At 69.2% G+C, this 26,538-nt stretch carries 23 protein-coding genes and 2 tRNA genes; 4 read left to right on the forward strand and 21 right to left on the reverse strand.

All coding sequences use genetic code 11. The features are described 5' to 3' along the window. Window positions 1–26 precede the first annotated feature (26 nt). The 10 genes from NLX86_RS06060 to NLX86_RS06105 all read right to left on the reverse strand — a co-directional run bounded on the left by NLX86_RS06060 (window position 27) and on the right by NLX86_RS06105 (window position 13,361). Window positions 27–1,580, reverse strand: a complete 1,554-nt coding sequence (locus NLX86_RS06060) for a CYTH and CHAD domain-containing protein (protein WP_254370541.1) — start codon at window positions 1,578–1,580, stop codon at window positions 27–29. A gap of 38 nt (window positions 1,581–1,618) precedes the next feature. Next, window positions 1,619–2,818 carry a rod shape-determining protein RodA gene (gene rodA / locus NLX86_RS06065; protein ID WP_254370542.1) on the reverse strand — a complete coding sequence of 400 codons (1,200 nt, stop codon included), beginning with the start codon at window positions 2,816–2,818 and terminating at the stop codon, window positions 1,619–1,621. After that, window positions 2,818–4,977 carry a penicillin-binding protein 2 gene (gene mrdA, locus NLX86_RS06070; RefSeq protein ID WP_254370543.1) on the reverse strand — a complete coding sequence of 720 codons (2,160 nt, stop codon included), beginning with the start codon at window positions 4,975–4,977 and terminating at the stop codon, window positions 2,818–2,820. Before mrdA ends, rodA begins: the two co-directional genes overlap by 1 nt. Then, window positions 4,974–5,648, reverse strand: a complete 675-nt coding sequence (gene mreD, locus NLX86_RS06075; RefSeq protein ID WP_254370544.1) for a rod shape-determining protein MreD — start codon at window positions 5,646–5,648, stop codon at window positions 4,974–4,976. The genes mrdA and mreD overlap by 4 nt, the downstream gene beginning before the upstream one ends. 12 nt (window positions 5,649–5,660) lie before the next feature. Continuing rightward, window positions 5,661–6,602 (reverse strand): rod shape-determining protein MreC, encoded by a 942-nt coding sequence (mreC, locus tag NLX86_RS06080; protein WP_254370545.1) that lies wholly within the window; start codon window positions 6,600–6,602, stop codon window positions 5,661–5,663. Between the two features lie 123 nt (window positions 6,603–6,725). Continuing rightward, a complete protein-coding gene (locus NLX86_RS06085; protein ID WP_254370697.1) occupies window positions 6,726–7,745 on the reverse strand; it encodes a rod shape-determining protein in 1,020 nt (339 codons plus the stop codon). 286 nt (window positions 7,746–8,031) lie between these two features. Next, window positions 8,032–8,445 (reverse strand): nucleoside-diphosphate kinase, encoded by a 414-nt coding sequence (gene ndk / locus NLX86_RS06090; RefSeq protein WP_254370546.1) that lies wholly within the window; start codon window positions 8,443–8,445, stop codon window positions 8,032–8,034. 93 nt (window positions 8,446–8,538) lie between these two features. Then, on the reverse strand, window positions 8,539–8,901 hold the full coding sequence (locus tag NLX86_RS06095) for a DUF4233 domain-containing protein (protein ID WP_254370547.1): 363 nt from the start codon (window positions 8,899–8,901) through the stop codon (window positions 8,539–8,541). A 3-nt stretch (window positions 8,902–8,904) separates the two neighbouring features. Then, on the reverse strand, window positions 8,905–10,404 hold the full coding sequence (locus tag NLX86_RS06100; protein ID WP_254370548.1) for a folylpolyglutamate synthase/dihydrofolate synthase family protein: 1,500 nt from the start codon (window positions 10,402–10,404) through the stop codon (window positions 8,905–8,907). A gap of 320 nt (window positions 10,405–10,724) precedes the next feature. Beyond that, window positions 10,725–13,361: a valine--tRNA ligase gene (locus tag NLX86_RS06105; RefSeq protein ID WP_254370549.1), complete on the reverse strand. Its 2,637-nt coding sequence runs from the start codon at window positions 13,359–13,361 to the stop codon at window positions 10,725–10,727. Between the two features lie 135 nt (window positions 13,362–13,496). Here NLX86_RS06105 and NLX86_RS06110 point away from each other — a divergent pair, with 135 nt between their 5' ends. Then, complete coding sequence (locus tag NLX86_RS06110) at window positions 13,497–14,483, forward strand: hypothetical protein (RefSeq protein WP_254370550.1); 987 nt, start codon at window positions 13,497–13,499, stop codon at window positions 14,481–14,483. A 68-nt stretch (window positions 14,484–14,551) separates the two neighbouring features. On the opposite strand, the gene clpX is transcribed toward NLX86_RS06110, so the two are convergent. The 5 genes from clpX to NLX86_RS06135 all read right to left on the reverse strand — a co-directional run bounded on the left by clpX (window position 14,552) and on the right by NLX86_RS06135 (window position 19,267). After that, window positions 14,552–15,835, reverse strand: coding sequence for an ATP-dependent Clp protease ATP-binding subunit ClpX (clpX, locus tag NLX86_RS06115; protein ID WP_254370551.1), 1,284 nt, complete (start codon window positions 15,833–15,835; stop codon window positions 14,552–14,554). A gap of 166 nt (window positions 15,836–16,001) precedes the next feature. Continuing rightward, window positions 16,002–16,682, reverse strand: a complete 681-nt coding sequence (locus NLX86_RS06120) for an ATP-dependent Clp protease proteolytic subunit (protein WP_302060992.1) — start codon at window positions 16,680–16,682, stop codon at window positions 16,002–16,004. A gap of 60 nt (window positions 16,683–16,742) precedes the next feature. Then, a complete protein-coding gene (locus NLX86_RS06125; protein ID WP_254370698.1) occupies window positions 16,743–17,348 on the reverse strand; it encodes an ATP-dependent Clp protease proteolytic subunit in 606 nt (201 codons plus the stop codon). 278 nt (window positions 17,349–17,626) lie between these two features. Continuing rightward, complete coding sequence (gene tig, locus NLX86_RS06130; protein WP_254370553.1) at window positions 17,627–19,030, reverse strand: trigger factor; 1,404 nt, start codon at window positions 19,028–19,030, stop codon at window positions 17,627–17,629. A gap of 160 nt (window positions 19,031–19,190) precedes the next feature. Then, window positions 19,191–19,267: transfer RNA gene (locus NLX86_RS06135), tRNA-Pro, on the reverse strand. Between the two features lie 152 nt (window positions 19,268–19,419). Between NLX86_RS06135 and NLX86_RS06140 the strand changes: the two genes are divergently transcribed. After that, window positions 19,420–19,490: transfer RNA gene (locus tag NLX86_RS06140), tRNA-Gly, on the forward strand. Window positions 19,491–19,541: 51 nt separating this feature from the next. Here NLX86_RS06140 and NLX86_RS06145 read toward each other — a convergent pair. Continuing rightward, entirely contained in the window at window positions 19,542–19,736 is a 195-nt protein-coding gene (locus NLX86_RS06145) for a hypothetical protein (protein WP_254370554.1), read from the reverse strand. Window positions 19,737–19,999: 263 nt separating this feature from the next. Between NLX86_RS06145 and NLX86_RS06150 the strand changes: the two genes are divergently transcribed. After that, complete coding sequence (locus NLX86_RS06150; RefSeq protein ID WP_254370555.1) at window positions 20,000–21,121, forward strand: acyltransferase family protein; 1,122 nt, start codon at window positions 20,000–20,002, stop codon at window positions 21,119–21,121. Between the two features lie 32 nt (window positions 21,122–21,153). Here the strand turns inward: NLX86_RS06150 and NLX86_RS06155 are convergent, their stop codons facing one another. From NLX86_RS06155 to NLX86_RS06165, 3 genes are all read right to left on the reverse strand, one after another. Continuing rightward, window positions 21,154–21,606, reverse strand: a complete 453-nt coding sequence (locus tag NLX86_RS06155) for an HD domain-containing protein (RefSeq protein ID WP_254370556.1) — start codon at window positions 21,604–21,606, stop codon at window positions 21,154–21,156. Between the two features lie 82 nt (window positions 21,607–21,688). Beyond that, window positions 21,689–22,114, reverse strand: a complete 426-nt coding sequence (locus NLX86_RS06160) for a PPOX class F420-dependent oxidoreductase (RefSeq protein ID WP_254370557.1) — start codon at window positions 22,112–22,114, stop codon at window positions 21,689–21,691. A 426-nt stretch (window positions 22,115–22,540) separates the two neighbouring features. Next, complete coding sequence (locus NLX86_RS06165) at window positions 22,541–23,683, reverse strand: PP2C family protein-serine/threonine phosphatase (protein ID WP_254370558.1); 1,143 nt, start codon at window positions 23,681–23,683, stop codon at window positions 22,541–22,543. A 106-nt stretch (window positions 23,684–23,789) separates the two neighbouring features. Between NLX86_RS06165 and NLX86_RS06170 the strand changes: the two genes are divergently transcribed. Then, the gene (locus tag NLX86_RS06170; RefSeq protein ID WP_254370559.1) at window positions 23,790–25,019 is read left to right on the forward strand and encodes a GNAT family N-acetyltransferase; all 1,230 of its coding nucleotides are present in this window, start codon (window positions 23,790–23,792) and stop codon (window positions 25,017–25,019) included. A 39-nt stretch (window positions 25,020–25,058) separates the two neighbouring features. Here NLX86_RS06170 and NLX86_RS06175 read toward each other — a convergent pair whose 3' ends face one another. Together NLX86_RS06175 and NLX86_RS06180 are read right to left on the reverse strand one after the other, a co-directional pair. Then, window positions 25,059–25,868 (reverse strand): DNA-formamidopyrimidine glycosylase family protein, encoded by an 810-nt coding sequence (locus NLX86_RS06175; protein ID WP_254370560.1) that lies wholly within the window; start codon window positions 25,866–25,868, stop codon window positions 25,059–25,061. A 106-nt stretch (window positions 25,869–25,974) separates the two neighbouring features. Continuing rightward, window positions 25,975–26,463: a ribose-5-phosphate isomerase gene (locus tag NLX86_RS06180; RefSeq protein WP_254370561.1), complete on the reverse strand. Its 489-nt coding sequence runs from the start codon at window positions 26,461–26,463 to the stop codon at window positions 25,975–25,977. Window positions 26,464–26,538: the final 75 nt, after the last annotated feature.

Raw genomic sequence — 26,538 nt, forward strand, 5'->3', positions numbered from 1 at the left:
GATAAAACGACCGCCACCCCGAGCGGTTACGCCGTGAGCCCGTCGCGCAGCGCCGGCCGGGATGCCTTTGCCCACACCTCCGGCAGCTCCCGCTCGCGCTCCACCGCCTGTGCCTCCTCGTGTCCGTACAGCAGGCCCCAGGTGAAGGCGCTCTCGCCCGCCGCCTGCGCCTCGATGGCGAGGGTCCGCAGGGACTCGCGGGCCACCACGCTGTCCTGGTGGTCGCCGAGCAGGGTCTGTACGGACTTCATCCGCTTGGCGAACCGCCTCGCGGGCTTGCCCAGCGCCGGGTCCGCCAGTTCGGCGGCGTAGCGGGCGCGCTTGGCCGCCTTGCGGGCCTCGTGCATCGCCACGTCGCGCTCCTCGCCCGGGTCGAGGGCGAGCGCGTGCTCGACCCGGCCGGCCAGCCGGTCGTAGTCCCCCAGCACCGCCTTCGGGAGCAGCTTGTGCGGGGACCGGGAGGCGGCGGAGCGCAGCGGCGGGTCGGCGAGCAGGACGTCCAGCGACTCCAGCAGCGCGAGGTACCGCTTGCTGTCCAGTACATCGAGGGTCTTGCGGCGGGAGCCGGAGCGGCGGGACACGGTCCAGATCCGCAGCCGGGCGGCGACGGGGCCGAGCAGAAGCGTTCCGGGCACCTCGGCGATCCGGGACTCCAGCCGCTCGGTGAGTACCTCCAGGTCCCGGTCGACGCCCAGCTCCGCGCCGAGCCACTTGAGTTCGTCGCCGAGGGGGTCGGTGACGGTCCGGTCGAGGACCTTGCGGTACGTCTTGAAGGCGCTGCGCAGCCGGCGGGTGGCGACCCGCATCTGGTGTACGGAGTCGGGCAGGTCCCGCCGGACGGCGGGGTCGTGCGCGACGATCGACGCGACCTGCTCCCGGAGGTAGCCGAGGACGTGGCTCGCGGACGTGTTCTGGCCGGCTCCGCCGGTCGGCTTCGCGGGGGCCGCCTTGCCGCGCGGCTCGGTCTCGGCGAGGGCGCGGGCCAGCTTGGACGGGGCGTCCGAGACCCGCGCGCCCGCCTTGCGGAGCTTCTTCTCCACCGCGTCGAGGAACGCGGGGTCGCCGCCGTCCGCGAGTTCGACCTCGATCTCGGTCCATTCGGCCGTGCCACCGCCGGGTACGAGGCGTTCCGCGCGGACCGTGTCGGTGCTCAGTTCGGCGAGCAGCGTGCCGTCCCCGTCGACCAGGTGGAGGACGTCGCGGGAGGACAGCAGGCGTACGAGCGGGACGAGTTCGGTGTCACGGACCCGGGAGCGTACGAGGCCGAGGAGGTCGCGCGGCACCGCCTCCCCCGCGGTCCCGGCGGTGAGCGGGGCGCGGATCTCGTCGCGTACGCCCGGCGCCACCGGCAGCTTGAGGTGCCAGCCCTCGTCGGATCCGCCGGTTCTGCGGCGCAGCGTGATGGAGTCGGCGGCGAGCCGCCGGCCCGGGGTGTCGTAGTAGGTGGCGTCGAGCTCCATGACGCCCTGGTCGACTACGGCCGCCACCCCGGCCACCCGGGTCAGGTCGGGCAGCCGGGTCCGGCCGTCGGCCGCTGTGAACTCGAATTTCCGCTCGATCTCGCGCTTCGTGTCCGCCATAGACCGAATTTAGTCGCGAATGACTTCCCTTTGCAGGTCTACGCCGACATCGGACGTTGTACGCGGATGGACTGCAGCAGTCCGATCGCCACCCAGACCGCGAACATCGAGGATCCGCCGTACGAGACGAACGGCAGCGGAAGGCCCGCCACCGGCATGATGCCGAGCGTCATGCCGATGTTCTCGAAGGACTGGAAGGCGAACCAGGCGATGATCCCGGCGGCGACGACCGTGCCGTACAGCTCGGTCGTCTCGCGGGCGATCCGGCAGGCGCGCCACAGCACCACGCCCAGCAGCAGCAGGATCAGTCCCGCGCCCAGGAAGCCGAGCTCCTCCCCCGCGACGGTGAAGACGAAGTCGGTCTGCTGCTCGGGGACGAACTGGCCGGTGGTCTGCGAGCCCTTGAACAGGCCCGTGCCGGTGAGGCCGCCGGAGCCGATCGCGATCCGCGCCTGGTTGGTGTTGTAACCGACGCCGGCCGGGTCGAGCTCCGGGTTGGCGAAGGCGGCGAAGCGGTTGATCTGGTACTCGTCGAGCACGCCGAGCTGCCAGACCAGGACGGCGCCGATCGCACCCGTGCCGAGCAGGCCGAAGACCCAGCGGTTGGAGGCGCCCGAGGCGAGCAGGACACCGAGGACGATCACCGCCATCACCATGACCGAGCCGAGGTCCGGCATCAGCATGACGATCGCCATGGGCAGGACCGCGAGGGCGAGGGCCTTGACGACGGTGCGGTGGTCGGGATGGAGCTGGTCGCCGGCGTCGACCCGGGACGCCAGGAGCATCGCCATGCCCAGGATGATCGTGATCTTGACGAATTCGGACGGCTGGAGCGAGAAGCCGCCGCCGATCACGATCCACGCGTGCGCGCCGTTGATCGTCGCGCCGAGCGGGGTGAGGACCAGCAGCACGAGTACGACCGAGAGCCCGTACAGGACCGGGACCGCTCCCCGCAGGGTGCGGTGCCCGAGCCAGATCGTGCCGATCATCAGCGCCAGGCCGATGCCGGTGTTCAGGGCGTGCCGGAAGAAGAAGTAGTACGGGTCGCCCTGGTTGAGCTGGGTCCGGTTGCGGGTCGCGGACCACACCAGCAGCGAGCCGACGGCGGACAGTGCCAGCGACGAGAAGAGCAGCGGCCAGTCGAGCCTGCGCATCACCGAGTCACGGGCGGTGAGCTTGGACCAGACGCCGCGGTCGGGGGTGTACCGCGAGACGGAGAAGCCGTGGGTGCCGGCCATCAGTCCCTCCTCCCGACCGCGATCTGCTGCTTGTTCTCGTCCTCGGGCTTCGCCGGCACGTACGGCCTGATCTGCGGCGCGTAGATCGAACCGTCCTTCTCGATCTTCGGCAGGGCCTGCTGGGGCTGGGGCAGCAGCGCCTTCTTGAGGTCCTGCTTGCCTTCCTTGTCCAGGCCGTACAGCTCGTCGTAGATGTTGCGCACGAACGGACCGGAGGCCCCGGAACCCGTACCACCCTGGGAGATCGTCATCACGATCGTGTAGTCGTCGGTGTAGGTGGCGAACCAGGATGTCGTCTGCTTGCCGTAGACCTCGGCCGTACCGGTCTTGGCGTGCATCGGGATCTTGTCCTGCGGCCAGCCGCCGAATCGCCAGGCGGCGGTACCGCGGGTCGCGACTCCCGCGAGGGCATCGTCTATCAGCTTGCGCGTCTTGGCGTCCATCGGCAGCTTGCCGTGCGACTTGGGCTTGATCTCCTGGACCGTCTTGCCGTCCGGGCTGATGATCGCCTTGCCGACGCTCGGGTTGTACATCGTGCCGCCGTTGGAGATGGCGGCGTAGATGGTGGCCATCTGGATCGGGGTGACCAGCGTGTCGCCCTGGCCGATCGAGTAGTTGACGGAGTCACCGGCGCGCATCTTCATGCCTTCGAGGCAGTTCTCGTAGGCGAGCAGTTCGACGTAGGTGCCGCCCCTCTTGCCCTGCTTGCACCAGCTGTCCTTGTTGGCCGCCCAGAAGTCCTTCTTCCACTGGCGGTCGGGGACGCGGCCGGTGACCTCGTTGGGGAGGTCGATGCCGGTCTCCGCGCCGAGGCCGAACTGGTGGGCGGTCTTGTAGAACCAGTCCGCCGGGTTCTTCTTGGGCTTGTTGCCGCCGTCCTTCTGCCACTGCTGGTGGGCGAGGCCGTAGTAGACGGTGTCGCAGGAGACTTCGAGGGCCTTGCCGAGGCTGATGCTGCCGTGCCCCTGGGACTCGAAGTTCTTGAAGACCTGGCCGCCGACGGAGTACGAGCTGGGGCACGGGTAGCGGCCGTTGAAGTCGTAGCCCGCGTTGACCGCGGCGGTGGTGGGGACGACCTTGAAGATCGAGCCGGGGGCCGCCTGCCCCTGGATGGCACGGTTCAGCAGCGGGTAGTTGGATGCCTTGCTGGTGAGCCTGGCGTAGTCCTTGCCGGAGATCCCGCCGACCCAGGCGTTCGGGTCGTACGTCGGGTTGGAGGCCATCGCCACCACGCGGCCGGTCTTCGACTCCAGGACGACGACGGCGCCCGCGTCGGCCTTGTAGTTCGTGTTGGTGTTGCGGTCGTGCTGCTTGCGGGCTTCCTTCATGGCGGCGTCGAGCTGGTACTCGGCGACCGCCTGCACCCGCGCGTCGATGCTGGTGACGACGTGGGCACCGGGCTCGGCCGCGTCGTTGTTGGCCTCGCCAATGACCCGGCCCAGGTTGTCCACCTCGTACCGGGTGACGCCTGCCTTGCCGCGCAGCTCGCTGTCGTACGTCCGCTCCAGGCCGGAGCGGCCGATCTGGTCCGAGCGCAGCAGCGGCGAGCGGGTGTGCTCGGCCTTCTTGATCTCTTCGTCGGTGACCGGGGAAAGGTAGCCGAGGACCTGGGCGGTGTTGGACTTGCCGGGCGCGGGGTAGCGGCGCACGGCGGTGGGCTCCGCGGTGATGCCGGGGAAGTCCTCGGCGCGCTCGCGGATCTGCAGCGCCTGCTGCGTGGTGGCCTCGTCGGTGACCGGGATCGGCTGGTACGGCGAGCCGTTCCAGCAGGGCTGCGGGGTCTTGGAGTCGCACAGCCGGACCTTGTCCGCGACGTCCTTGGGCTTCATGTCCAGGACTTCGGCGAGGCGGCCGAGCACGGCCTTCCCGTCGTCCTTCATCTTCATCAGCTCGGTGCGGCTGGCGGAGACGACGAGGCGGGTCTCGTTGTCGGCGAGCGGGACGCCGCGGGCATCGAGGATCGAGCCGCGTACGGCGGGCTGGACGACCTGCTGGACATGGTTGTTCTTGGCCTCGTCGGTGTACTCCTCGCCGTTGCGGATCTGGAGGTACCAGAGGCGCCCGCCGAGGGTGAGGAGGAGGGAGTAGACGAGGACCTGGATGGCGACGAGCCGGATCTGGACCCGTGTGGTGCGACCCGTCTCGGGAATGTTGCTCACAGCCTCTTGACCCCCTTGATACGTCCTGCCCTGGCCGCCCTGCTCTTCGCCGCCCTGATCCGCAGGCCGCCGCGCTGGTTGCCGATACGCAGCCCGGTGCCCGAGGAGAGCCAGCCGGACGCGACATCGGTGCCGGCGCCGCCGCCCTTCTGGGTCTCGGCGAGCGGATCGTTCTCGGCGCGTCTCGCCAGGGCAATGATCAGCGGCACGGTGAAGGGGGCGAGCACCAGGTCGTACACGACCGCGGTGAACAGCAGCCCGGTGAGGCCGACATGACGGGCGGCGGTGTCACCGACCAAGGCGCCCACTCCCGCGTACAGCAGCGTCGAGCCGATCGCCGCGGCGACCACCACGGCCATCGGCCCGGTGGCGGAGCGCAGCCGCCCGGTCTCCGGCTTGGCGAGGCCCGCCAGATAGCCGGTCACGCAGAGGACGAGCGCGTAGCGGCCCGCGGCGTGGTCGGCCGGCGGAGCGAGGTCGGAGAGCAGTCCCGCGCCGAAGCCGATGAGGGCGCCGCTGACGTGTCCGTACACGAGCGCGAGGCCCAGGACGGTGAGAAGCACCAGGTCGGGGACGGCGCCGGGGAGTTGGAGCCGGGCCAGCACGGTCACCTGGACGACCAGAGCGACGACCAGCAGGGTGGTCGAGAGCAGGATCCGGTTGAAGCGCATGAGGTTCAGCTCCTACTGCTCGGTGCCGTCGGCCGGGGCGTTCGCCGAGGGGGTGACCGTGACAGTGACCGTGGGCGTGGGCTTCGGCGGGGCAGGCTTGGGCGGCAGGACCATGTCGCGAGGGTCCTCGCGCGGCGGCTGGACGACGATGCCGACGACGTCGAGCCGGCTGAAGCCGACGTACGGGCGGACCATGACGGTCCGGGTCAGGTCGCCGCCGGCCGGGTCGACGCGGATGATCTCGCCGATCGGGACGCCCGGCACGAACGGCCTTGCGCCGCGTGAGCCGAAGGTCACCAGGCGGTCGCCCTTCTTGACCTTGGCCTTGCCGTTGAGCAGCTGGACCCGCAGCGCGCGGTCGCCCTGGCCGGTGGCGAAGCCGAGTTCGCCGGTGTTCTCCAGGCGGGTGCCGACGGTGAAGTCGGGGTCGTTGGCGAGGAGGACGGTGGCGGTGTTCGGGCCGACGGTGGTGACGCGGCCGACGAGCCCGTCGCCGTTGAGGACGGTCATGTCGCGTCTGATGCCGTCGTTGCTGCCGGCGTCGATGGTGACGGTCCAGGAGAAGCCCTGGGCCGCTCCTATCGCGATGACCTCGGCGCCCTTGATTCCGTACTGCCCGGCGCCGGCCTTCTTGAGCATGTTGTCGAGCTCGCGGACGCGGCTGCGGTTGCGGTCGTCGCTGCCGAGCCTGGCCTTCAGCGCGGCGTTCTCCCGCTCCAGCTCGGTGATCCGGTTGTGGCGCTCACCGGAGTCGCGTACCGCCCCTATGGCGTTGCCGACCGGGTCGACCGCGGAGGCGACCCCGTTCTCGACCGGGCCGAACACCGTGGCGGCGGCCTGCCGGGCACCGTCGACCGGTGACTCCTCTCCGCCGCGGATGTCCACCGTGATCAGTGCGAACGCGATGGCGATCAGCAGCACCAGGAGCAGCCGGCTCTCTCGTGTGTCCCTCACGTGCGGCGGCCGTGCCTTCCTCGTCGAAATTACTGTGCGTGTATATCAACGATCCGCCGTACGGGAAGTCAGGCCCCGTACGGCGGATTCAGGGTGAATCGTCACGTGAACCGTCGCTGCGGGTCACCTACGGGGCTGAGCGTCCAGCACCTGCTGGAGCGCCTCGAACTCCTCCACGCACTTGCCGGACCCGAGTGCCACCGAGTCCAGCGGATCCTCCGCGATGTGGATCGGCATACCCGTCTCGCGGCGCAGCCGCTCGTCCAGGCCGCGCAGCAGTGCGCCGCCGCCGGTGAGGACGATGCCGCGGTCCATGACGTCGCCGGAGAGCTCGGGTGGGCACTTGTCGAGCGTGGTCTTGACCGCGTCGACGATCGCGTTGACCGGCTCCTCGATGGCCTTGCGGACCTCGGCGGCTGAGATGACCACGGTCTTGGGCAGACCGGAGACCAGGTCACGGCCGCGGATCTCGGTGTGCTCGTCCTTGTCCAGGTCGAACGCCGAGCCGATGGTGATCTTGATCTGTTCGGCCGTGCGCTCACCGAGAAGGAGGGAGTACTCCTTCTTGATGTGCTGGATGATCGCGTTGTCCAGCTCGTCGCCGGCCACCCTGATCGACTGAGCGGTAACGATTCCGCCGAGCGAGATGACGGCCACCTCGGTGGTCCCGCCGCCGATGTCCACCACCATGTTGCCGGTTGCCTCGTGGACCGGCAGGCCCGCGCCGATCGCCGCGGCCATCGGCTCCTCGATGATGTGCACCTGGCGGGCGCCGGCCTGGGTGGATGCCTCGATGACGGCGCGGCGCTCGACCCCGGTGATACCGGAGGGGACGCAGACGACGACACGCGGGCGCGCCAGATAGCGACGCTTGTGGATCTTCAGGATGAAGTAGCGGAGCATACGCTCGGTGATCTCGAAGTCGGCGATGACGCCGTCCTTGAGCGGCCGGACCGCGACGATGTTGCCGGGCGTGCGGCCGATCATCTTCTTCGCCTCGGAGCCGACCGCGAGGATTCCGCCGGTGTTCGTGTTGATGGCGACGACGGACGGCTCGTTGAGGACGATTCCCCGGCCCCTGACGTACACCAGCGTATTGGCGGTCCCGAGGTCGATCGCCATGTCACGGCCGATGAACGACATGTTGTTCCCCATGGAGATACGTCTGGCCTTCCCAGGTGGAGCTGCGGGCTTGTAGGTCGGCGAGGTGGGTGTGTGGGTGAAGGACCATCGTAGTGCCGCAGGTGCGACACCGCGCGAGGGGACTCCGTCAAAGTCTGCGGAACACGTACCCGCCCCAGTAATGGTGACGTTGCGTCGGGTCGATGCGTTCCCGGGATCGCCGTACGTATACCGAAGGGCGACCGAAATTAATTCGGTCGCCCCAGGTGGTGAGCGCTATATGGCTGATGCCTCGTCAGAACATGGCTCAGGAAAAGGAGGGGAAGAACAGCTTCAGCTCGCGCTCCGCGGACTCCTCGGAGTCCGAGGCGTGGATCAGGTTCTCCCGGACGATGGTGCCGAAATCGCCACGGATCGAGCCGGGCGCGGCGGCGATCGGGTCGGTCGGGCCGGCCAGCGCACGCACGCCCTCGATGACCCGCTCGCCCTCGACCACCAGGGCGACGACCGGCCCGGAGGACATGAAGTCCACCAGCGGCTCGTAGAAGGGCTTGCCCTTGTGCTCTCCGTAGTGCGCCTCGAGGGTGTCCTGGTCCAGCGTGCGCAGCTCCAGCGCGGGGATGGTCCAGTTCGCCTTGCGCTCGATCCGGCCGATGATCTCGCCGATCAGGCCGCGGCGTACGGCATCGGGCTTGAGCAGGACGAGGGTGCGCTGGCTCACGGTGCGAGCTCCTTTGTACGTACGTCGGTGAGCGGGTGCTCCGACGCCGAGGCTACAGGGCCGAATGGCGGAACGGTCACGCAGCGTCAGGCGCTACGCAGCGTCAGGCCCGGCGGACGCCTGGGCCTCGGCATGGGCGGCCCAGCGCGCCTTCGCCTCGTCGATCTGCCGCCCGTAGTGCACCGAGGCCCACCACAGCGCCGCGAAGACCGCGCCGAGGATGAACATCTCGGTGACGACGAACCCGCTAGCGATCAACCCGATCTGGAGCGCCCAGCCGGTCTGCACCGCGCCGGGGCGGCTCAGCATCCCGCAGAGCAGGACGGACAGCAGCATCCCGATGCCGCACACCGTCCAGACCGTGGCCGCGGACAGATCGCCCTTCATGGCGACCAGTCCCGCGAAGCCGATGACGAAGAACTCGCCGATGAGCGTGCTCGCACACAGCGTTCGCATGGGTCAGGCCCTCCTCAGGAGCAGCCGGGCCTCGCCGACCGTGATCACGGAACCGGTGACCAGCACGCCCGCTCCGGCGTACTCGGCCTCCTCCTCGGCGAGGGTGATCGCCGCCTCCAGTGCGTCGTCGAGCCGCGACTCGACCTGCACCCGGTCCGGGCCGAAGACCTCGACGGCGATCGCCGCGAGCTTGTCGGAGTCCATCGACCGGTGGCTGGAGTTCTGGGTGACGACGACCTCGGCGAAGATCGGCTCGAAGGCCTCGAAGAGCCCCTTCACATCCTTGCCGTCGCTCGCACCGACCACCCCGACGAGGCGGCTGAACCCGAACGCCTCGGTGACCGCCTCCGCCGTGGCGCGGGCACCGGCCGGGTTGTGCGCGGCATCGAGGATCACGGTCGGACTGCTCCGTACGACCTCCAGACGGCCCGGCGAGACCACCGAGGCGAACGCCTTGCGGACCGTGTCGACGTCCAGCGAGCGGGGCTGCTCCGCGCCGATGCCGAAGAACGCCTCGACCGCGGCGAGGGCCACCGCGGCGTTCTGCGCCATGTGCGCGCCGTGCAGCGGCAGGAAGATGTCCTCGTACTCGCCGCCGAGTCCGCGCAGCGTCAACTGCTGGCCGCCCACCGCGACCTCGCGCGAGACCACGCCGAACTCCATGCCGGCCCGGGCCACCGTGGCGTCCACCTCGACGGCCTTCTTGAGCAGCACCTGCGCGGCGTCCACCGGCTGCTGCGCGAGGATCACGGTCGACCCCTGCTTGATGATGCCGCCCTTCTCCTCCGCGATCTCGCCGGGAGTGGAGCCGAGGCGCTCGGTGTGGTCCAGGTCGATCGGGGTGACCACGGCGACCGACGCGTCGATGACGTTCGTCGCGTCCCAACTGCCGCCCATGCCGACCTCGACGACGGCGACGTCCACCGGGGCGTCCGCGAACGCCGCGTACGCCATGCCGGTCAGTACCTCGAAGAACGACAGCCGGTACTGCTCCCCGACGTCGACCATCTCCACGTACGGGTAGATGTCGCGGTACGCCTCGACGAACCGGGCGGCGTCGATCGGTGCCCCGTCCAGGCTGATCCGCTCGGTGATCGACTGGACGTGCGGGCTCGTGTACCGCCCGGTGCGCAGCTCGAAGGCACTGAGCAGCGTCTCGATCATGCGGGCGGTGCTGGTCTTGCCGTTGGTGCCGGTGATGTGGATCGAGGGGTACGCGTGCTGCGGCTCGCCCAGCACGTCCATCAGCGCCGCGATGCGCGTCACCGACGGCTCCAGCTTGGTCTCGCCCCAGCGGCCCGCGAGCTCGTTCTCCACCTCCCGCAGCGCCTTGTCGACCTCCGGGTCCTGCGGGCGGGCGGGCACGGGGTCGCCCTGCGGCGGCCCGGCCTGGGTGCGCAGCGTGCGGCTCCCGGCCTCGATCACCCCCAGGTCGGGATCACGGTCGGTTGCGGCTTCGACGATCTCGTCGAAGCGGTCGGTGGGGTCGGGCTGCTCACTCACAAGGCCAGTCTACGGAGAACCACCGACAGGACGGCCTACCGCCCTGCCGAAGCGGGGGGCGGGGGCGGGGCGGGGGCCGGGAGCGGGCCCGGGCCGCCGGCCGGGCAGGGCGTGGTCTGTCGGGTCGAGGCCGGGGGCGGGGGCGGGGGGGGCGGGGGCGAGGGCCCAAAGCCCGACGGCCCCCGGACCGGTGTGCGGTCCAGGGGACCTCGGGTTCGTTTCGCAGGCGCTGGGGAGTGCCGTCAAAGTAGCGTCGTCTGCCCGCGGGGCGGGCCGGACGTCGCCCGGCCGGGGACTTTGACGACAGGACCCAGGGGCGGTCAGGCCTGCGGCAGGCTCTCCAGCTGCGCCTGGATACGGGCGATGTCCGCCTCCGACTTGGCCAGCCGCCCGCGGATCTTGTCCACGACGTTGTCCGGGGCCTTCGCGAGGAACGCCTCGTTGCCGAGCTTGCCCTCCGCCTGGGAGCGCTCCTTCTCCGCCGCGGCAAGGTCCTTGGCCAGCCGCTTGCGCTCGGCCGCGACGTCGATCGTCCCGGACAGGTCCAGGGCGACGGTCGCGCCGGCGACCGGCAGGGTCGCAGTGGCGCTGAAGCCCTCGCCCTCGGGCTGCAGACGCAGCAGCTGGCGGATGGCCGCCTCATGCGCCGCGAGCTCCGTACCGGACAGGTCCAGGCGGGCCGGGACCTTCTGGCCCGGCTGCAGACCCTGGTCGGCGCGGAACCGGCGGACCTCGGTGATCACCTGCTGGAGGTTCCCGATCTCCCGCTCGGCGGCGGTGTCACGGAAGCCGCTGTCCTTCGGCCAGTCGGCGATCACGACGGACTCGCGGCCGGTGAGCGTGGTCCACAGCGTCTCGGTGACGAAGGGGACGACCGGATGGAGCAGCCTGAGCGTCACGTCGAGGACTTCACCCAGCACCCGTCCGGAGACCCGCGCCTGCTCGCCGCCCTCGAAGAACGTCGTCTTGGACAGCTCGACGTACCAGTCGAAGACCTCGTCCCAGGCGAAGTGGTAGAGCGCGTCGGCGAGCTTCGCGAACTGGTAGTCGTCGTAGTACGCGTCGACTTCCGCGACCGTGGCGTTCAGCCGCGACAGGATCCACCGGTCGGTCGCCGACAGCTCCTCGACGGGCGGCAGTTCACCCTCGACCGTCGCACCGTTCATCAGCGCGAAGCGCGTCGCGTTCCAGATCTTGTTGGCGAAGTTGCGGGAGGCCTGGACCCAGTCCTCGCCGATCGGCACGTCGGTGCCGGGGTTGGCGCCCTTGGCGAGGGTGAAGCGGACGGCGTCGGAGCCGTACGCGTCCATCCAGTCCAGCGGGTCGACGGCGGTGCCGGAGGACTTCGACATCTTCTTGCCGAACTGGTCGCGGACCAGCCCCGTGAGCGCGATCGTGTGGAACGGCGGCTCGCCATCCATCGCGTACAGGCCGAACATCATCATCCGGGCGACCCAGAAGAAGATGATGTCGTGGCCGGTGAGCAGGACGTCGGTCGCGTAGAACTTCTCGAGATCCGGGGTCTGTTCCGGCCAGCCAAGGGTCGAGAACGGCCACAGGCCCGAGGAGAACCAGGTGTCCAGGACATCCGGGTCCTGCGTCCAGCCTTCGCCGGCGGGCGGCTGCTCGTCGGGGCCGACGCAGACGACCTCGCCCTCCGGCCCGTACCAGACGGGGATCCGGTGACCCCACCACAGCTGGCGCGAGATGCACCAGTCGTGCATGTTGTCGACCCAGTCGAAGTACCGCTTCGACATGTCCTGCGGGTGGATCTGGACCTTGCCGTCGCGGACCGCGTCACCGGCGGCCTTCGCCAGCGGCTCGACCTTGACCCACCACTGCATGGACAGGCGCGGCTCAAGCGTCGTCTTGCAGCGCGAACAGTGCCCGACGGAGTGCGTGTACGGCCGCTTCTCGGCGACGATGCGGCCCTCGGCGCGCAGCGCGCCGACGATCGTGGAGCGAGCCTCGAAGCGGTCCAGACCCTGGAAGGGGCCGTGGACGGTGATGACACCGCGCTCGTCCATGACGGTCAACGACTCGAGGTTGTGCCGCTGGCCGATGGCGAAGTCGTTCGGGTCGTGCGCCGGGGTCACCTTGACCGCACCGGTCCCGAACTCCGGGTCCACGTGCGTGTCGGCGACGACCGGAATACTGCGGTTGGTCAGCGGCAGCTTGATCTGCTTGCCGATGAGGCGCGCGTACCGCTCGTCGTCCGGGTGCACGGCGACGGCCGTGTCACCGAGCATCGTCTCGGCCCGCGTGGTCGCGACGACGAGCGTGTCCGCACCCTCGCCGTACTTGATCGAGACCAGCTCGCCGTCGTCGTCCTGGTACTCCACCTCGATGTCCGAGATGGCCGTCAGACAGCGGGGGCACCAGTTGATGATGCGCTCGGCGCGGTAGATCAGCTCGTCGTCGTACAGCTTCTTGAAGATGGTCTGGACGGCCTTGGACAGCCCCTCGTCCATGGTGAAGCGCTCGCGCGACCAGTCGACACCGTCGCCGAGGCGGCGCATCTGACCGAGGATCCTGCCGCCGTACTCTTCCTTCCAGTCCCACACGCGCTCGACGAAGGCATCCCGGCCGAGGTCGTGGCGGGAGACGCCCTCGTTGGCGAGCTCGCGCTCGACGACGTTCTGGGTGGCGATACCGGCGTGGTCCATGCCGGGCAGCCACAGCGACTCGTACCCCTGCATCCGCTTGCGGCGGGTGAGGGCGTCCATGAGCGTGTGCTGGAAGGCGTGCCCGAGATGCAGGCTGCCGGTGACGTTCGGCGGCGGGATGACGATGGTGTACGCGGGCTTCTCGCTCTTGGGGTCCGCCGCGAAGTAACCGCGCTCTACCCAGCGCTCGTACAGCTTCCCCTCTACCTGGGCCGGCGCGTACTGGGTCGGCAAGCTTTGAGTAGGCACCGTGGGAGTGGATGCTGGCGTCTGCTGAGTGTTCTCGGTCACGAGCCACAGTTTAGAGGTGTCACAGGGCCGTACTGAAACGGGAATGTCCGTAACGCTGTGGCCCCCGGCGCCCCGCGATCCATCCGCTTCCGACAGGATGTTCGGAACACATAAGTATCTGGAGGGGAACCAGGAATGAGCTACAACCAGCCGGGCCCGTACGGTGGGCAGCAGCCGCAGCAGCCCGGACCGTACGGTCAGCCGGGTCCTTACGGTCAGCCGCAGGGCCAGCCGGGCCCGTACGGCCAGCAGCCGCAGGCCCCCCAGCCCGGCTACGGCTACCCCCAGCAGGCCCCGCAGGGCGTCCCGCCGCAGCAGCCGGGCTACGGCTACCCGCAGCAGGGCGGCTACAGCCAGCCCCAGCAGCCGGGCCCGTACGGCCAGCAGCCCCAGCCCCCGTACGGCCAGGTCCCGCCGCCGCCCGCGGCCCCGAAGAAGAAGACGGGCGGCCTGATCATCGGCGCGGTGGTGGTAGCGCTCGCGGTGATCGGCGGAGGGGTGTACTTCCTGACCGGCCGCGGGGGCAACGGTGCCGTCGCCGATGACACCAAGGGATACAAGCTCGTCGCGCCGGAGACGGTCGGGGAGTACAAGAAGAACCCTTCGAAGAAGTCCGACCCGTTCACCGACAAGGACAAGAAGGAAGCCGAAGCGCTGGGAGTCAAGAACGCCACGGAGGAGACCGCCGAGTACAAGAGCGGCAGCGAGGCCGATCCCCTCAAGGGCAAGGTGCTGACCCTGGGCGGCCTGTGGGGCGAGATCGAGGACCCCGAGAAGGCAATCGACGGCTCCTTCACCTTGGTGGCGGAAGGCGATGACGACGAGAAGGACAAGGACGTCACAGTTGAACTCGTCGGCAGCCCCAAGGCAGTCGAGCCGGCCGGGTTCGAAGGCGCTCTGATGAAGTGCCAGAGCGCCAAGCTCATCCCCGTCAAATCGTCAGACAACCCGGTGTCGAAGGAATTCGTGATCCCCATGTGCATCTGGGCCGACCACAGCACCCTCGGCGTGGTGAACGCCATCGACATGGAGCAGCTCTTCGGCACCGGCAAGGGCTTCACACAGGACCAGGTCGCCGAGCTGACGGCCAAGCTCTACAACACGTCTCGCACCAAGGTCTGAGGCAACAGCCCAGGGGCGCCCGGCCAGTTCACTGGCCGGGCGCCCCTTCTGCTTGCGTACAGCGGGAGTTACGCCGACTTCTCGTGTCGCTCGCCCTTGCCCAGGATCCTCGGCACCAGCGTCGGGTTCACGTTCGAGCGGACCACGTCCGCCGTGATGACCACGCGGGCCACGTCCTTGCGGGACGGCACCTCGTACATCACCGACATCAGCACCTCCTCCATGATCGCGCGCAGACCCCGCGCGCCCGTCTGGCGGAGGATCGCCTGGTCCGCGATCGCTTCGAGCGCCTCGCGCTCGAAGTCCAGCTCCACGCCGTCGAGTTCGAACAGCCGCTGGTACTGCTTCACCAGCGCGTTGCGCGGCTCGACCAGGATCTGGAGCAGGGCTTCCCGGTCCAGGTTGTGTACGGACGTGATGACCGGGAGGCGACCGATGAACTCGGGGATCATCCCGAACTTCACCAGGTCCTCCGGCATGACCTCCTGGAACTGGTCGCTCGCCTCGATCTCCCGCTTGGAACGGATCGTCGCGCCGAAGCCGATGCCCTTCGCGCCCGCCCGCGACTCGATGATCTTCTCGAGGCCGGCGAAGGCGCCGCCCACGATGAAGAGCACGTTCGTCGTGTCGATCTGGATGAACTCCTGGTGCGGGTGCTTGCGTCCGCCCTGCGGGGGGACCGAAGCGGTCGTGCCCTCAAGGATCTTGAGCAGCGCCTGCTGGACGCCCTCACCGCTCACGTCACGCGTGATCGACGGGTTCTCGCTCTTACGGGCGACCTTGTCGATCTCGTCGATGTAGATGATGCCGGTCTCGGCCTTCTTGACGTCGTAGTCCGCGGCCTGGATCAGCTTCAGCAGAATGTTCTCGACGTCCTCACCGACATAGCCGGCCTCCGTCAGCGCCGTCGCGTCGGCAATGGCGAAAGGGACGTTGAGCATGCGGGCCAGCGTCTGGGCGAGCAGCGTCTTGCCGGACCCGGTGGGCCCGAGCAGCAGGATGTTGGACTTGGCGAGTTCGATCGCGTCGTCCCGGGACGTGCCACCGCCGTTCTCACCGGCCTGGACGCGCTTGTAGTGGTTGTACACCGCTACCGAGAGGGCCTTCTTCGCGGGCTCCTGCCCTACGACGTACCCCTCGAGGAACTCGTAGATCTCCCGCGGCTTTGGGAGTTCCTCCCACCGCACCTCGGAGGTCTCTGCGAGCTCCTCCTCGATGATCTCGTTGCAGAGGTCGATGCACTCGTCGCAGATGTACACACCGGGGCCTGCGATGAGCTTCTTCACCTGCTTCTGGCTCTTTCCGCAGAACGAGCACTTGAGCAGGTCGCCGCCGTCACCGATGCGTGCCACGAGGTGCTTCCCCTTCGCCTGGGAGACGCCTGGTTCAGCGGCTCCTGGTGCCTCATATCCGACGGTACCTTGCCGGGGCCCCCGTTCGGGCCCCCCTTGGCGTGGTTCACATTGACGTGAATCACTCCGAATCACACCAAGGGGTGGCAAGTCCTTGGGCAGCTGGTCAGCCGAGCGTTGCGCCGGTGCTCTTGCGCGTGGAGACGATCTGGTCGACCAGACCGTACGCAAGGGCCTCTTCAGCGGTGAGGATCTTGTCGCGCTCGATGTCGTCGCGGATCTTCTCGATCGGCGTCGTGGAGTGCTTGGCCAGCATCTCCTCGAGCTGCGCACGCATCCGCAGGATCTCGTTGGCCGCGATCTCCAGGTCGGACAGCTGCTCCCGGCCGGTCTGGCTGGACGGCTGGTGGATCAGCACACGCGCGTTGGGCAGAGCCATCCGCTTACCGGGCGTACCGGCGGCGAGCAGGATGGCCGCGGCGGAGGCCGCTTGGCCCATGCAGACCGTCTGGATGTCCGGCTTCACGAACTGCATCGTGTCGTAGATCGCCGTCAGCGCGGTGAACGAGCCACCGGGGCTGTTGATGTAGATCGAGATGTCGCGGTCCGGGTCCATCGACTCCAGGCACAGCAGCTGCGCCATGACGTCGTTGGCGGAGGCGTCATCGATCTGCACGCCGAGGAAGATCACGCGCTCCTCGAAGAGCTTCGCGTACGGGTCGTACTCACGCACGCCCTGCGAGGTGCGCTCCACGAAGCGCGGCACGATGTAGCGGTTGTCCACCTGCGGCCCGGTGTACAGGCCGCTGGCGCTGAGAGAAAAGTCGTTCATGTCGGTGTTCACCATCCTGGTGGCGTTCTGTCGGCTGTCGGGCTCGGCTGCGAAGCGGTGGTCCGGGGGCCGGGATCAGGCCCCGGTGCCGCCGCCGCCCGGAACGCCTGCGGCGTTGGTGATGATCTGGTCGATGATGCCGTACTCCTTGGCCTCCTCGGCGGAGAACCAACGGTCACGGTCACCGTCGCGGATGATCGTCTCCTCGGTCTGGCCGGTGTGGTGCGCGGTGATCTCCGCCATGCGCTTCTTGGTACGCAGCAGCTGCTCGGCCTGGATCTTGATGTCCGAAGCGGTGCCGCCGAGGCCCGCGGAGCCCTGGTGCATGAGGATGTCCGTGTTGGGCAGCGCGAAGCGCTTGCCCGCGGTGCCCGCGGTGAGCAGGAACTGGCCCATCGAGGCGGCGAGGCCCATACCGATGGTGACCACGTCGTTCGGGATGTACTGCATGGTGTCGTAGACCGCCATGCCGGCCGTCACCGAGCCACCGGGGCTGTTGATGTAGAGGTAGATGTCCTTGTCCGGGTCGGCGGACAGGAGAAGCAGCTGCGCCGTGATCTTGTTGGCGATGTCATCGTCGACGGGCTGGCCGAGGAAGATGATCCGCTCGCCGAGCAGCCGACTGTAGACCTGGTCGCCGAGGCCACCACCAATGGACGGCTCGCCGGCGGCGGAAGGCATCAGATTCGTCACGTATCCACCTGCTCGTCTCTGACGGCTACGGCCGTCTCAGCGTCTTCGTTCTGGGGCGCGGGGGCCGGCTGCCGCACTGGCGTGAAACCGGCTTCCGGGTACTTCCGTGCCCTCGTATTCATGGACCCTAACGCGCAGGTAGGACAACGCCATCCCGGTTCCCGAACTGTTCGCTCGGAGCGCAAGGTGCGGGCCTTCGTATACGTACGACAAGAGGCCCGGACGCGCACGCGACCGGGCCTCTTTACGTTGAATCCTGCTGAGGCTCAGGCCTCGTTCTTGCCTTCGGTGACGTCACCCTCGGTGGCGTCACCCTCCGTGGCGGCCTCGGCCGTCTCGGTCTGGGCCTCGTCCTCGTCCTCGTCGTCCAGGTCGACGACCTCACCGTTGGTGTCGACGACCTTGGCGGCCTCGACGACCACGGCGAGCGCCTTGCCGCGGGCGACCTCGCCGACGAGCATCGGCACCTGGCCACCCTCGACGACGGCCTGGGCGAACTGGTCGGGGCTCATGCCGGAGGAGGCAGCACGCCGCATGAGGTGCTCGGTGAGCTCCTCCTGGTTGACGTTCAGCTTCTCCTTGTTGACGAGCTCGTCCAGGACGAACTGCGTCTTGATGCCCTTGACCGCCTGCTCCTTGGTCTCGGCGTCGAACTCCTCGACCGTCTTGCCCTGGATCTCGAGGTACTTCTCGATGTCCAGGCCCATCTGGCCGAGCTGGTGGTGCTCCAGGTTGTGCTTGCGCGTGTTGACCTCTTCCTCGAGGAGCTTCTCGGGGATCGGCACCTCGATGAGCTTCAGCAGCTCCTCGAGCACACGCTCCTGGGCCTGCGTGGCCTGGTCGTACTGCTTCATGTTCTCCAGGCGCTTGCGGCTGTCCGCCTTGAGCTCCTCGAGGGTGTCGAACTCGCTCGCCAGCTGGGCGAAGTCGTCGTCGAGCTCCGGCAGCTCACGCGCGGCGACCGCGGTGACCTTGACCGTGACCTCGGCGTCCTTGCCCTCGGCGCTGCCGCCCTTGAGCTGGGAGGTGAAGGTGGCCTCGCCGCCGGCCTCCAGGCCGGTGACGGCCTCGTCGATGCCGTCGAGCAGCTCGCCGGAGCCGATGGTGTACGAGACACCGCTCGCGACACCGTCCGGCAGGACCTCGCCGTCGACCTTGGCCTCGAGGTCGATCGTCACGACGTCGCCCTCGGCCGCGGCGCGCTCGACCGGGTTGGTGGAGGCGAAGCGCTCACGGAGCTGCTCCACCGACTTCTCGACGTCCTCGTCGGTGACCTCGACGGCGTCGACGGTCACCTCGATGCCCGAGTAGTCCGGGATCTCGATCGCCGGGCGGATGTCCACCTCGGCGGTGAAGGCGAGCAGCTCGCCGTCCTTCAGCTCGGTGATGTCGACCTCGGGCTGGCCGAGGACGTTGAGCTCACCCTCGTTGACCGCCTCGGTGTAGAACTTCGGGAGGGCGTCGTTGACGGCCTCCTCCAGCACAGCACCACGGCCGAACCGCTGGTCGATGACTCGGGCCGGGATCTTGCCCTTACGGAAGCCCTTCACCGTGACCTGCTGGTTGATCTTCTTGTACGCCGCGTCGAGGCTGTCCTTGAGCTCCTCGAAGGGCACCTCGACAGTGAGCCGAACCCGAGTCGGGTTCAGGGTCTCCACGGCGCTCTTCACGGTTCGGTCTCCTTGGTGGCTGACTTCTTGGGCTTCTTGGGGTTCTGCTGATGCTGCGATTCAGCGGTTCAGCGGATCGGGCCCGGTACATCAGACACACGGGCACGCAGCTTGCATAGTAACCGCAAGCAGCAGGAGGCCCACAACGCGATCTTGCTGGTGGTCGGGGTGGCCGGATTCGAACCGACGACCTTCCGCTCCCAAAGCGGACGCGCTACCAAGCTGCGCCACACCCCGTCGGTGCGACACGTAGGGTACATGCCCGCACGCGGTGCGGCTCGCGCTTTGCTGCCGCGCGAGCCGACGAGAGGAAGCGGTGTGCGCCCGGCCACTCCGACCCGCTACGATGCTCTTCGTGCCGCAGTCACACCACCTGTGGCGCGACGTGTGCGGGCGTAGCTCAATGGTAGAGCCCCAGTCTTCCAAACTGGCTACGCGGGTTCGATTCCCGTCGCCCGCTCTGTACAGAAGATCCCCTGCCGGGAGTGACAGCAGGGGATCTTCTTTTTGGCTAGAAATTGATCTGGTTGATCGTGTCCGCTATCGAGTTCAGGAAGCGGTTGACCGACGGCGCCATGTCGGTGGACGCGAGGAAGAAGCCGAAGAGCACCGCCACCAGGGCGGGCCCGGCCTTCAGGGAGCCTCCGCGGATCAACACCACCAGGATGATCGCCAACAGCAGCACCACAGACAGTGAAATGGCCACAACTGATCACACCCTCGGTCGGTCCGCCTTGCCGGCCGGGGAGCATGCGGCCCCGCACACCCCCACATGCACCATCGTGCCACCAACAGGCCGGTGGTATCCGCCGCGTGACGAATCGTCGGCAATCAGTTCACGCCATCGGGGCGTCCGGCGCGCGGCCCTCGCGCGTTCCTGGGGTCGTCTCTGCTCGACGGAGTTGACGGCGGAGGCCGGCGTCGGGGGCCGGGTTTACCCGTCCGCGGAGCACCACTAGGGTGCCCTGGATGTTCCACAGCCCCACACTGTCACGGACCGTAGTTCCTCCACAACCGGCCGCCCCACCGGCCGAACTCACCGACAAACGGCGCGACCCGTACTTCGACAACGCCAAATACCTGGCCATCGTGCTGGTGGCCATGGGCCATGCCTGGGAGCCGCTGCTGGATGGCAGCCGGGCCGCCGAGGCGCTCTACATGGTCGTGTACGCGTTCCATATGCCCGCTTTCATCGTCATCTCCGGTTATTTCTCCCGCGGGTTCGAGATGCGGCCCGCCCAGCTCCGGCGGCTGGTCGGCACCGTGGTGGTGCCCTTCGTCGTGTTCGAGGTCGCCTACTCGCTGTTCTACCGCTGGGCCGGAGACGCGCCCAGCCAGCAGATCAGCCTGCTCGACCCCCAATATCTGACCTGGTTCCTGGCCGCGCTGTTCGTATGGCGGCTGACCACGCCGCTATGGCGGTCGGTACACCGGCCGCTGCTCATCGCAGTCGCCATCGCCGTTTTGGCGTCGGTGACGCACATCGGGAAGGACCTCGACCTGCAGCGCATCCTGCAGTTCCTGCCGTTCTTCGTGGCTGGGCTGTATCTGCGTCCCGAGCACTTCGAGGCGGTACGGCGGCGCGCGGTCAGGCTGCTGGCGCTGCCCGTCTTCGCTGGTGCGCTCGTGGCCGCGTACTGGGCCGCCCCCCGGTCCACCACCCGCTGGCTGTACCACACCAGCAGCGCCCAGGAGCTGGGACAGCCGTGGTGGACCGGGGCAGGGATGACGCTCGTCCTGCTGGCCGGCTCGGCGCTGCTGAGCGTCTGCTTCCTCGCCTGGGTGCCGCGCCGGAAGATGTGGTTCACCGCGCTGGGGGCGGGCACCCTGAGCGGCTACCTCCTGCACGGCTTCCTGGTGAAGGGCTCGGGTTTCCTCGGCTGGTACGAGACTCCCTGGCTCGGCCGACCGCTCGGCCTGGTCGCTCTCACCGCGGTCGCCGCGGTGCTGGTGACGGCGATGTGTACGCCGCCGGTGCGGCGGGCCCTGCGGTGCGTGCTGGAGCCGCGACTGGAGTGGGCGTTCAAGGGCGCCGGCCGCCAGGATTCGGGGAGGGAGCGGTCAGGGGTGCCGGTCGCCCGTCAGTCCTGATCCGTTGGTCGTGGTGTGTTAGTCCTGATCCGTTAGTCCTGATCCGTCAGGCCGAGCAGCCGGCGCATGTGCGCGTACTTTTCGGTCAGGCGGTTCCGGGTCGGCTCGTCGAGTCTGGCGAGCCGGTCCGGGTCGGCGTTGTGCGCGAGATCCGCCTCCTTCACCAGGAGCGCCCCAGGCGTCGCCAGGATGCGACCGGTGTACGCCTCCACGGACTCCCCCGGCCGCTTGGTGACAGCGAGGACCATGTCCTTGGTGGCCTGCGGGAGCGCGGCGCCGTCCAGCCAGTCCTGTGAGAGCGCGTCGTCCTCGATGGAGTCGTGCAGCCAGGCGGCGGCGATCTGCTCCGCCGATCCGCCGCGGGCCCGCACACCCTCGACGACCGCCTGCACATGCTCGGTGTACGGACGTCCGTCCTTGTCGGTCTGCGTGGCGTGGGCGGCGCGGGCGATCGCCTCGACCTCGGCCAGGCTCAGATCGGGCACAGGACTCCCTCGCTCTCTGTTCGCTTGTTGACCGCTATTGGACGCGCGGTCTGACGGAAACACTCCACCACTAACGGGCTCGTCAGGGACGGGTGACCGCGGTGAGTTCGTAGTGCAGGGTCCGCCAGTGCTTCCTGCGGTGCATGAACGGTACGAGAACGCCGTGCAGGAAGCGGTACTTGCGCGCCAGCGCCCGGGCGGCGCGCTCGGCCTCGGCACCGGTGAGGAGGGTGGCCCGGGCATGGAGGGCGGGCCCGGTGGGCTTGCCCGTGGAGGTGGACGGTGCGATCTCGACCTCGGGGTTGTTCCGCATCCGCTTGGCCTTCCACGCGGCGTCGTAGGTCCGTACGAAGGCGCGTCCGCCGTCGACCGCGATGCTCACGGCGGTGCCGACCGCGGTGCCGTCCCGCTTGTAGGTGGTGAGCAGGATCGTCTTCTGCCGGGCGTACGGGGCGAACGGTGAGGAGGTGGGGGTGGGGGTGGCCGGGGGCGTGGGGGTGGTGGACATGGTTGCCGGCTCCTGGTCTCGGTCTCGGTCTGGCTGTTGGCCTCTTACTGCTGAGACGTGGAGCGGGCTGCGGTTGTGACATCCCGGGGCGCTCCGGGCGGTGTGAGGATCACCAGATGGAGACCGTGCGCCGACTGGGCCTGATACTCGTGGCAGCCGCCGTCCTGACCAGCGCGTGCGACACCCAGCCGCCGCCGAAGTCGGCCCCCGGCCCGAGCAGGTCCTTCCCGCCCCTCCCCGGGGCCGCCCGACGTACATCCGCAGTAGCGGGACGCGGCTCGCTGTCAAGGGGGGAGCGAAGCGGAATCGCGCAGCGACGCGACCGGAGGGAGTGCCCTTTACAGGGAGACGGGGCCCGCCAGACTCCCAAACCGGGCGGCCCCGGGTTACCCCGAACCACGCACCCCCGGCCACCGCTCAGCACCCTCAGTCGCGGCGGATCAGTAGCAGTGCCCTGTCGTCGTTTACGTCCTTCGCCACCGCTTCGATCAGGTGCCATGCCGCGCCCTCGAAGCCGGGGGCCACGTAGCGTTCCGCCTCGCCCGTCAGTCGGTCGATGCCCTCGCTGAGGTCGCGGTCCGCCGTCTCCACCAGGCCGTCCGTGAACAGCATCAGCACGTCACCCGGGCGCAGCGAGCCCTTGACCGGGTCGAACTGCGCCCCGTCGTACACCCCTAGCAGCGGGCCCTCCGCGGCCTTCTCCTCCCAGCGGCCCGTTCCCGCCGACAGCTGGAGTGCCGGGAGGTGACCGGCCGACAGGAGTTCGTAGTCGCCCGAGTCCAGGTCCAGTACGAGGTGGATCGAGGTGGCGAAGCCCTCGTCCCAGTCCTGGCGGAGCAGATAGCCGTTGGCTGCGTGCAGGAAGCCGTGCGGCGGGAGCGAGCCGAGCAGGCCGCCGAAGGCGCCGGACAGCAGCAGCGCGCGCGAGCCCGCGTCCATGCCCTTGCCGGAGACGTCGGTGAGGACGACCTCCAGGGTGCGCCCGCCGTTCGTCCGGGCCGCCACCACGAAGTCGCCCGAGAAGGACTGGCCGCCCGCCGGCCTCAGGGCCATCTCGCGGTGCCAGCCCTTGGGCAGGGCAGGCAGTTTGCTCTGCACCCGGATGCGTTCGCGCAAGTCGAAGAGCATCGTCCCGCCGCGCCGCCACGGCACGCCGACCCGGCTGCGGAACTGTGCGATCAGCAGCCCGAAGAACCCGCAGGCCGCGACCACCAGGACCGTGCCGGGGGTGACCCGCGCCGCCCCCTCGGTGTACGGGCCGAGCTGCACGGACTCGACGATCAGCGCCAGGGCCGCCGCCGCGTACAGGCCCAGCAGGCTGGCCGGCCGCAGCAGCAGGCCGCCGGCCACGATGGGCAGCACCAGCGCGGCGGGGGCGCACCAGACCGGCATCGCGATGGTGCCCCACGCGATCGCCGGAATGGTGAGCAGCAGCCCGGCCAGGGCGATCCAGTCGGAGCCGTCGCCGCGGAAGTAGTCGACGCCGGATTTGCGCAGCGCGGTGCGGACCCGGTGCGCCGACTTGCGCATCCGGGCCGTGAACGAGTCCGCTCCCACGCCACCGGCCATTGCACCGGGACCCTATCCACCCGGCGCGACGTGGCGCAGGGGGACCCCCAGACATTGCGTTCGAAATCGGCTCGCCCGGACAGGAGCGCCCTGATAGGGATGGCATATGACGACAGAGCTGCGGGAGCTGCGCCCGGCCGAATGGGACTACTGGTACGGCAGGTTGGAGCTCGCCTTCGGCGGCGTCGCGGAGCCTCCCGAGGAGCGTGAGCTGTACCGCGACCTGACCGAGTACGCACGCTCGATCGGGGTCTGGGACGGCGAGGAGTGCGTCGGCACCACCGGGGCGTTCAGCTTCCGGCTCTCCGTGCCGGGGGGCGCGCTGGTGCCGACGGCCGGCGTGACGATGGTCAGTGTGGCGGCGACCCACCGCAGGCGCGGCGTCCTCAGCGCGATGATGCGGCACCAGCTCGACGACGTACGCGGGCGCGGCGAGCCGCTCGCCGCGCTCACGGCCTCGGAACCGGACATCTACGGTCGTTTCGGATACGGCATGGCCACCCAGCAGTTGTCCGCCGAGATCGACACCGCCCGCGTCCGGCTCGCGGTGCCGGAGGGGACGGACGCGGTACGCCTGCGTTTCGCCGAGCCGGCGGCCGTACGGGACGTCTGTGAGGCCGTGTACGCCCAGAAGGTCGCCGGGCGGCCCGGGATGCTCGCCCGCCGGACCGGTTGGGAGCGGCTGCCCGTGATGGACCCGGAGAGCGGGCGGGACGGCGGATCGCCGCTGCAGTGCGTGCTCGCCGAGCGGGACGGCGAGGTCGTCGGTTACGCGCGTTTCCACAACATGCCGGAGTGGGACGCGGCCGGCCCCAGGGGCACCATCGTGCTGCGGGACACCGAAGCCCTGGACCCGGCCGCCTCCGCGGCGCTTTGGCGCTTCCTCTTCGACATCGACCTGACGTCGACGCTCCGGGTGCGCAACCGGCCGGTGGACGACGGCTGGCAGCACCTGGTCTCCGACATACGCCGGTGCGGGCTGCGGTTGAAGGACTCGCTGTACCTGCGGCCGGTGGACGTGGGCCCCGCGCTCGAAGCCCGTACGTACGCCGCGCCCGTCGAGGTCGTGTTCGAGGTCGAGGACCCCTTCTGCCCCTGGAACGAGGGGCGCTGGCGGCTCACCGGCGACAGTACGGGCGCGTCCTGCAAGCGGACCGACGACGACGCCGATCTGGCGCTTTCCGTACGGGAGTTGGGCGCGGCCTACCTGGGCGGCGTCTCATTCGCCTCGCTGGGAGCGGCGGGCCGGGTGCGGGAGCTGCGGCAGGGCGCGCTGGCGGAGGTGTCCCTGGCGTTCTCCTCCGCGGTCGCGCCCTGGCTGCCGCACGGCTTCTAGCCCGCACGGCTTCCAGGCCGCACGGCTTCCGGGAGCGGCTCAGGTCTGCTGGCAGGCCGGGCACCAGAAGAGATTGCGGGCGGCGAGACCGGCGGTGCGGATCTCGCCGCCACAGATGTGGCAGGGCATGGCGGCCCTGCGGTACACGTACACCTCGCCGCCGTGGTCGTCCACGCGCGGCGGGCGCCCCATCGCCTCCGGGGTGTGCTCGGGGCGGACCGTGTCGATGCGGTTGTTCCGTACGCCCTCGCGCATCAGGGCGGCGAGGTCGGCCCAGACTGCGTGCCACTCGGCCTCGGTGAGGTCCTTGCCCGCGCGGTACGGGTCGATGCGGTGCCGGAAGAGCACCTCGGCGCGGTAGACGTTGCCGACGCCCGCGACGACCTTCTGGTCCATCAGGAGCGCGGCGATGGTGGTGCGGCTGCGGGAGATCCGGCGCCAGGCTCTGCCCGGGTCGTCGGCGCGGCGCAGCGGGTCGGGGCCGAGGCGGTCGTGTATCGCCCGCTTCTCGGCGCCGGTGATCAGGGCGCAGGTGGTGGGGCCGCGCAGATCGGCGTAGTGCTCGTCGTTCCGCACGCGCAGCCGGACGGTGTCGGAGGGCGGCGGGGCCTGTCCCTCGCCGAAGCCGAGCTTGCCGAAGAGGCCGAGATGGATGTGGACCCAGTCGGCGCCCTCGAAGCCGAGGAAGAGGTGCTTGCCGTGCGCGTCGACCCCGTCCAGGACCCGGCCGTCCAGGAGCGCCGCGCTCTCCGCGAACCTGCCCTGCGGGCTGCTGACCCGCACGGGCCACCCCGCGAAACGGGTGAGGTGGTCCTCGGCGAGGCGGTGGATCGTATGCCCCTCGGGCACGGCGGCTGCTCCTCGTTTCCGGTCCGGTCCGGTCTGGTCCTGTCCGGTTCGTCGCATGCCTGTGCCGCCGGGGGCGCCCGGCGGCACAGGGGTGGAACGGGGTGGGTCAGCCCTGCTGCGGGTGGTGGGCCGGGATCGGCGGGAGGGCACCGGTCGTCTCGTACGCCGACAGCATCTCGATGCGGCGGGTGTGGCGCTCCTCACCCGAGTACGGCGTGGTCAGGAAGATCTCGACGAACTTCGTCGCGTCGTCCTGGCTGTGCATCCGGCCGCCGATGGAGATCACGTTGGCGTTGTTGTGCTCGCGGCCGAGCGCCGCGGTCTCCCGGCTCCAGGCCAGCGCCGCCCGTACGCCCTTGACCTTGTTCGCGGCGATCTGCTCGCCGTTGCCGGAGCCGCCGATGACGATGCCCAGGCCCTCCGGGTCGGCGGCCGCCCTCTCGGCGGCACGCAGGCAGAACGGGGGGTAGTCGTCCTGGGCGTCGTAGATGTGGGGGCCGCAGTCGACGGCCTCGTGGCCGTTGGCCTTCAGCCACTCCACAAGGTGGTTCTTGAGTTCAAAACCGGCATGGTCGGATCCGAGGTACACGCGCATGTTCCGAGTGTGGCATGCGGGATGCCGGGTAGGCGCCGCCGGGTCACGATCCGGAGTCAGGGTCTTCCGTCCGGG

It is taken from the genome of Streptomyces sp. A3M-1-3, assembly GCF_024213665.1.
Lineage (GTDB): Bacteria > Actinomycetota > Actinomycetes > Streptomycetales > Streptomycetaceae > Streptomyces.

Bases quoted from the DNA above. Each gene is read 5' to 3' on its own strand.
- NLX86_RS06060 (WP_254370541.1), bottom strand. From the start codon at position 1,580: ATGGCGGACACGAAGCGCGAGATCGAGCGGAAATTCGAGTTCACAGCG.
- rodA (WP_254370542.1), bottom strand. From the start codon at position 2,818: ATGGCCGGCACCCACGGCTTCTCCGTCTCGCGGTACACCCCCGACCGC.
- mreD (WP_254370544.1), bottom strand. From the start codon at position 5,648: ATGCGCTTCAACCGGATCCTGCTCTCGACCACCCTGCTGGTCGTCGCT.
- NLX86_RS06085 (WP_254370697.1), bottom strand. From the start codon at position 7,745: ATGTCGTTCATCGGCCGTGACATGGCGATCGACCTCGGGACCGCCAAT.
- NLX86_RS06095 (WP_254370547.1), bottom strand. From the start codon at position 8,901: ATGCGAACGCTGTGTGCGAGCACGCTCATCGGCGAGTTCTTCGTCATC.
- NLX86_RS06110 (WP_254370550.1), top strand. From the start codon at position 13,497: ATGAGCTACAACCAGCCGGGCCCGTACGGTGGGCAGCAGCCGCAGCAG.
- NLX86_RS06120 (WP_302060992.1), bottom strand. From the start codon at position 16,682: ATGGTGAACACCGACATGAACGACTTTTCTCTCAGCGCCAGCGGCCTG.
- NLX86_RS06125 (WP_254370698.1), bottom strand. From the start codon at position 17,348: ATGCCTTCCGCCGCCGGCGAGCCGTCCATTGGTGGTGGCCTCGGCGAC.
- NLX86_RS06150 (WP_254370555.1), top strand. From the start codon at position 20,000: ATGTTCCACAGCCCCACACTGTCACGGACCGTAGTTCCTCCACAACCG.
- NLX86_RS06160 (WP_254370557.1), bottom strand. From the start codon at position 22,114: ATGTCCACCACCCCCACGCCCCCGGCCACCCCCACCCCCACCTCCTCA.
- NLX86_RS06165 (WP_254370558.1), bottom strand. From the start codon at position 23,683: ATGGCCGGTGGCGTGGGAGCGGACTCGTTCACGGCCCGGATGCGCAAG.
- NLX86_RS06170 (WP_254370559.1), top strand. From the start codon at position 23,790: ATGACGACAGAGCTGCGGGAGCTGCGCCCGGCCGAATGGGACTACTGG.
- NLX86_RS06180 (WP_254370561.1), bottom strand. From the start codon at position 26,463: ATGCGCGTGTACCTCGGATCCGACCATGCCGGTTTTGAACTCAAGAAC.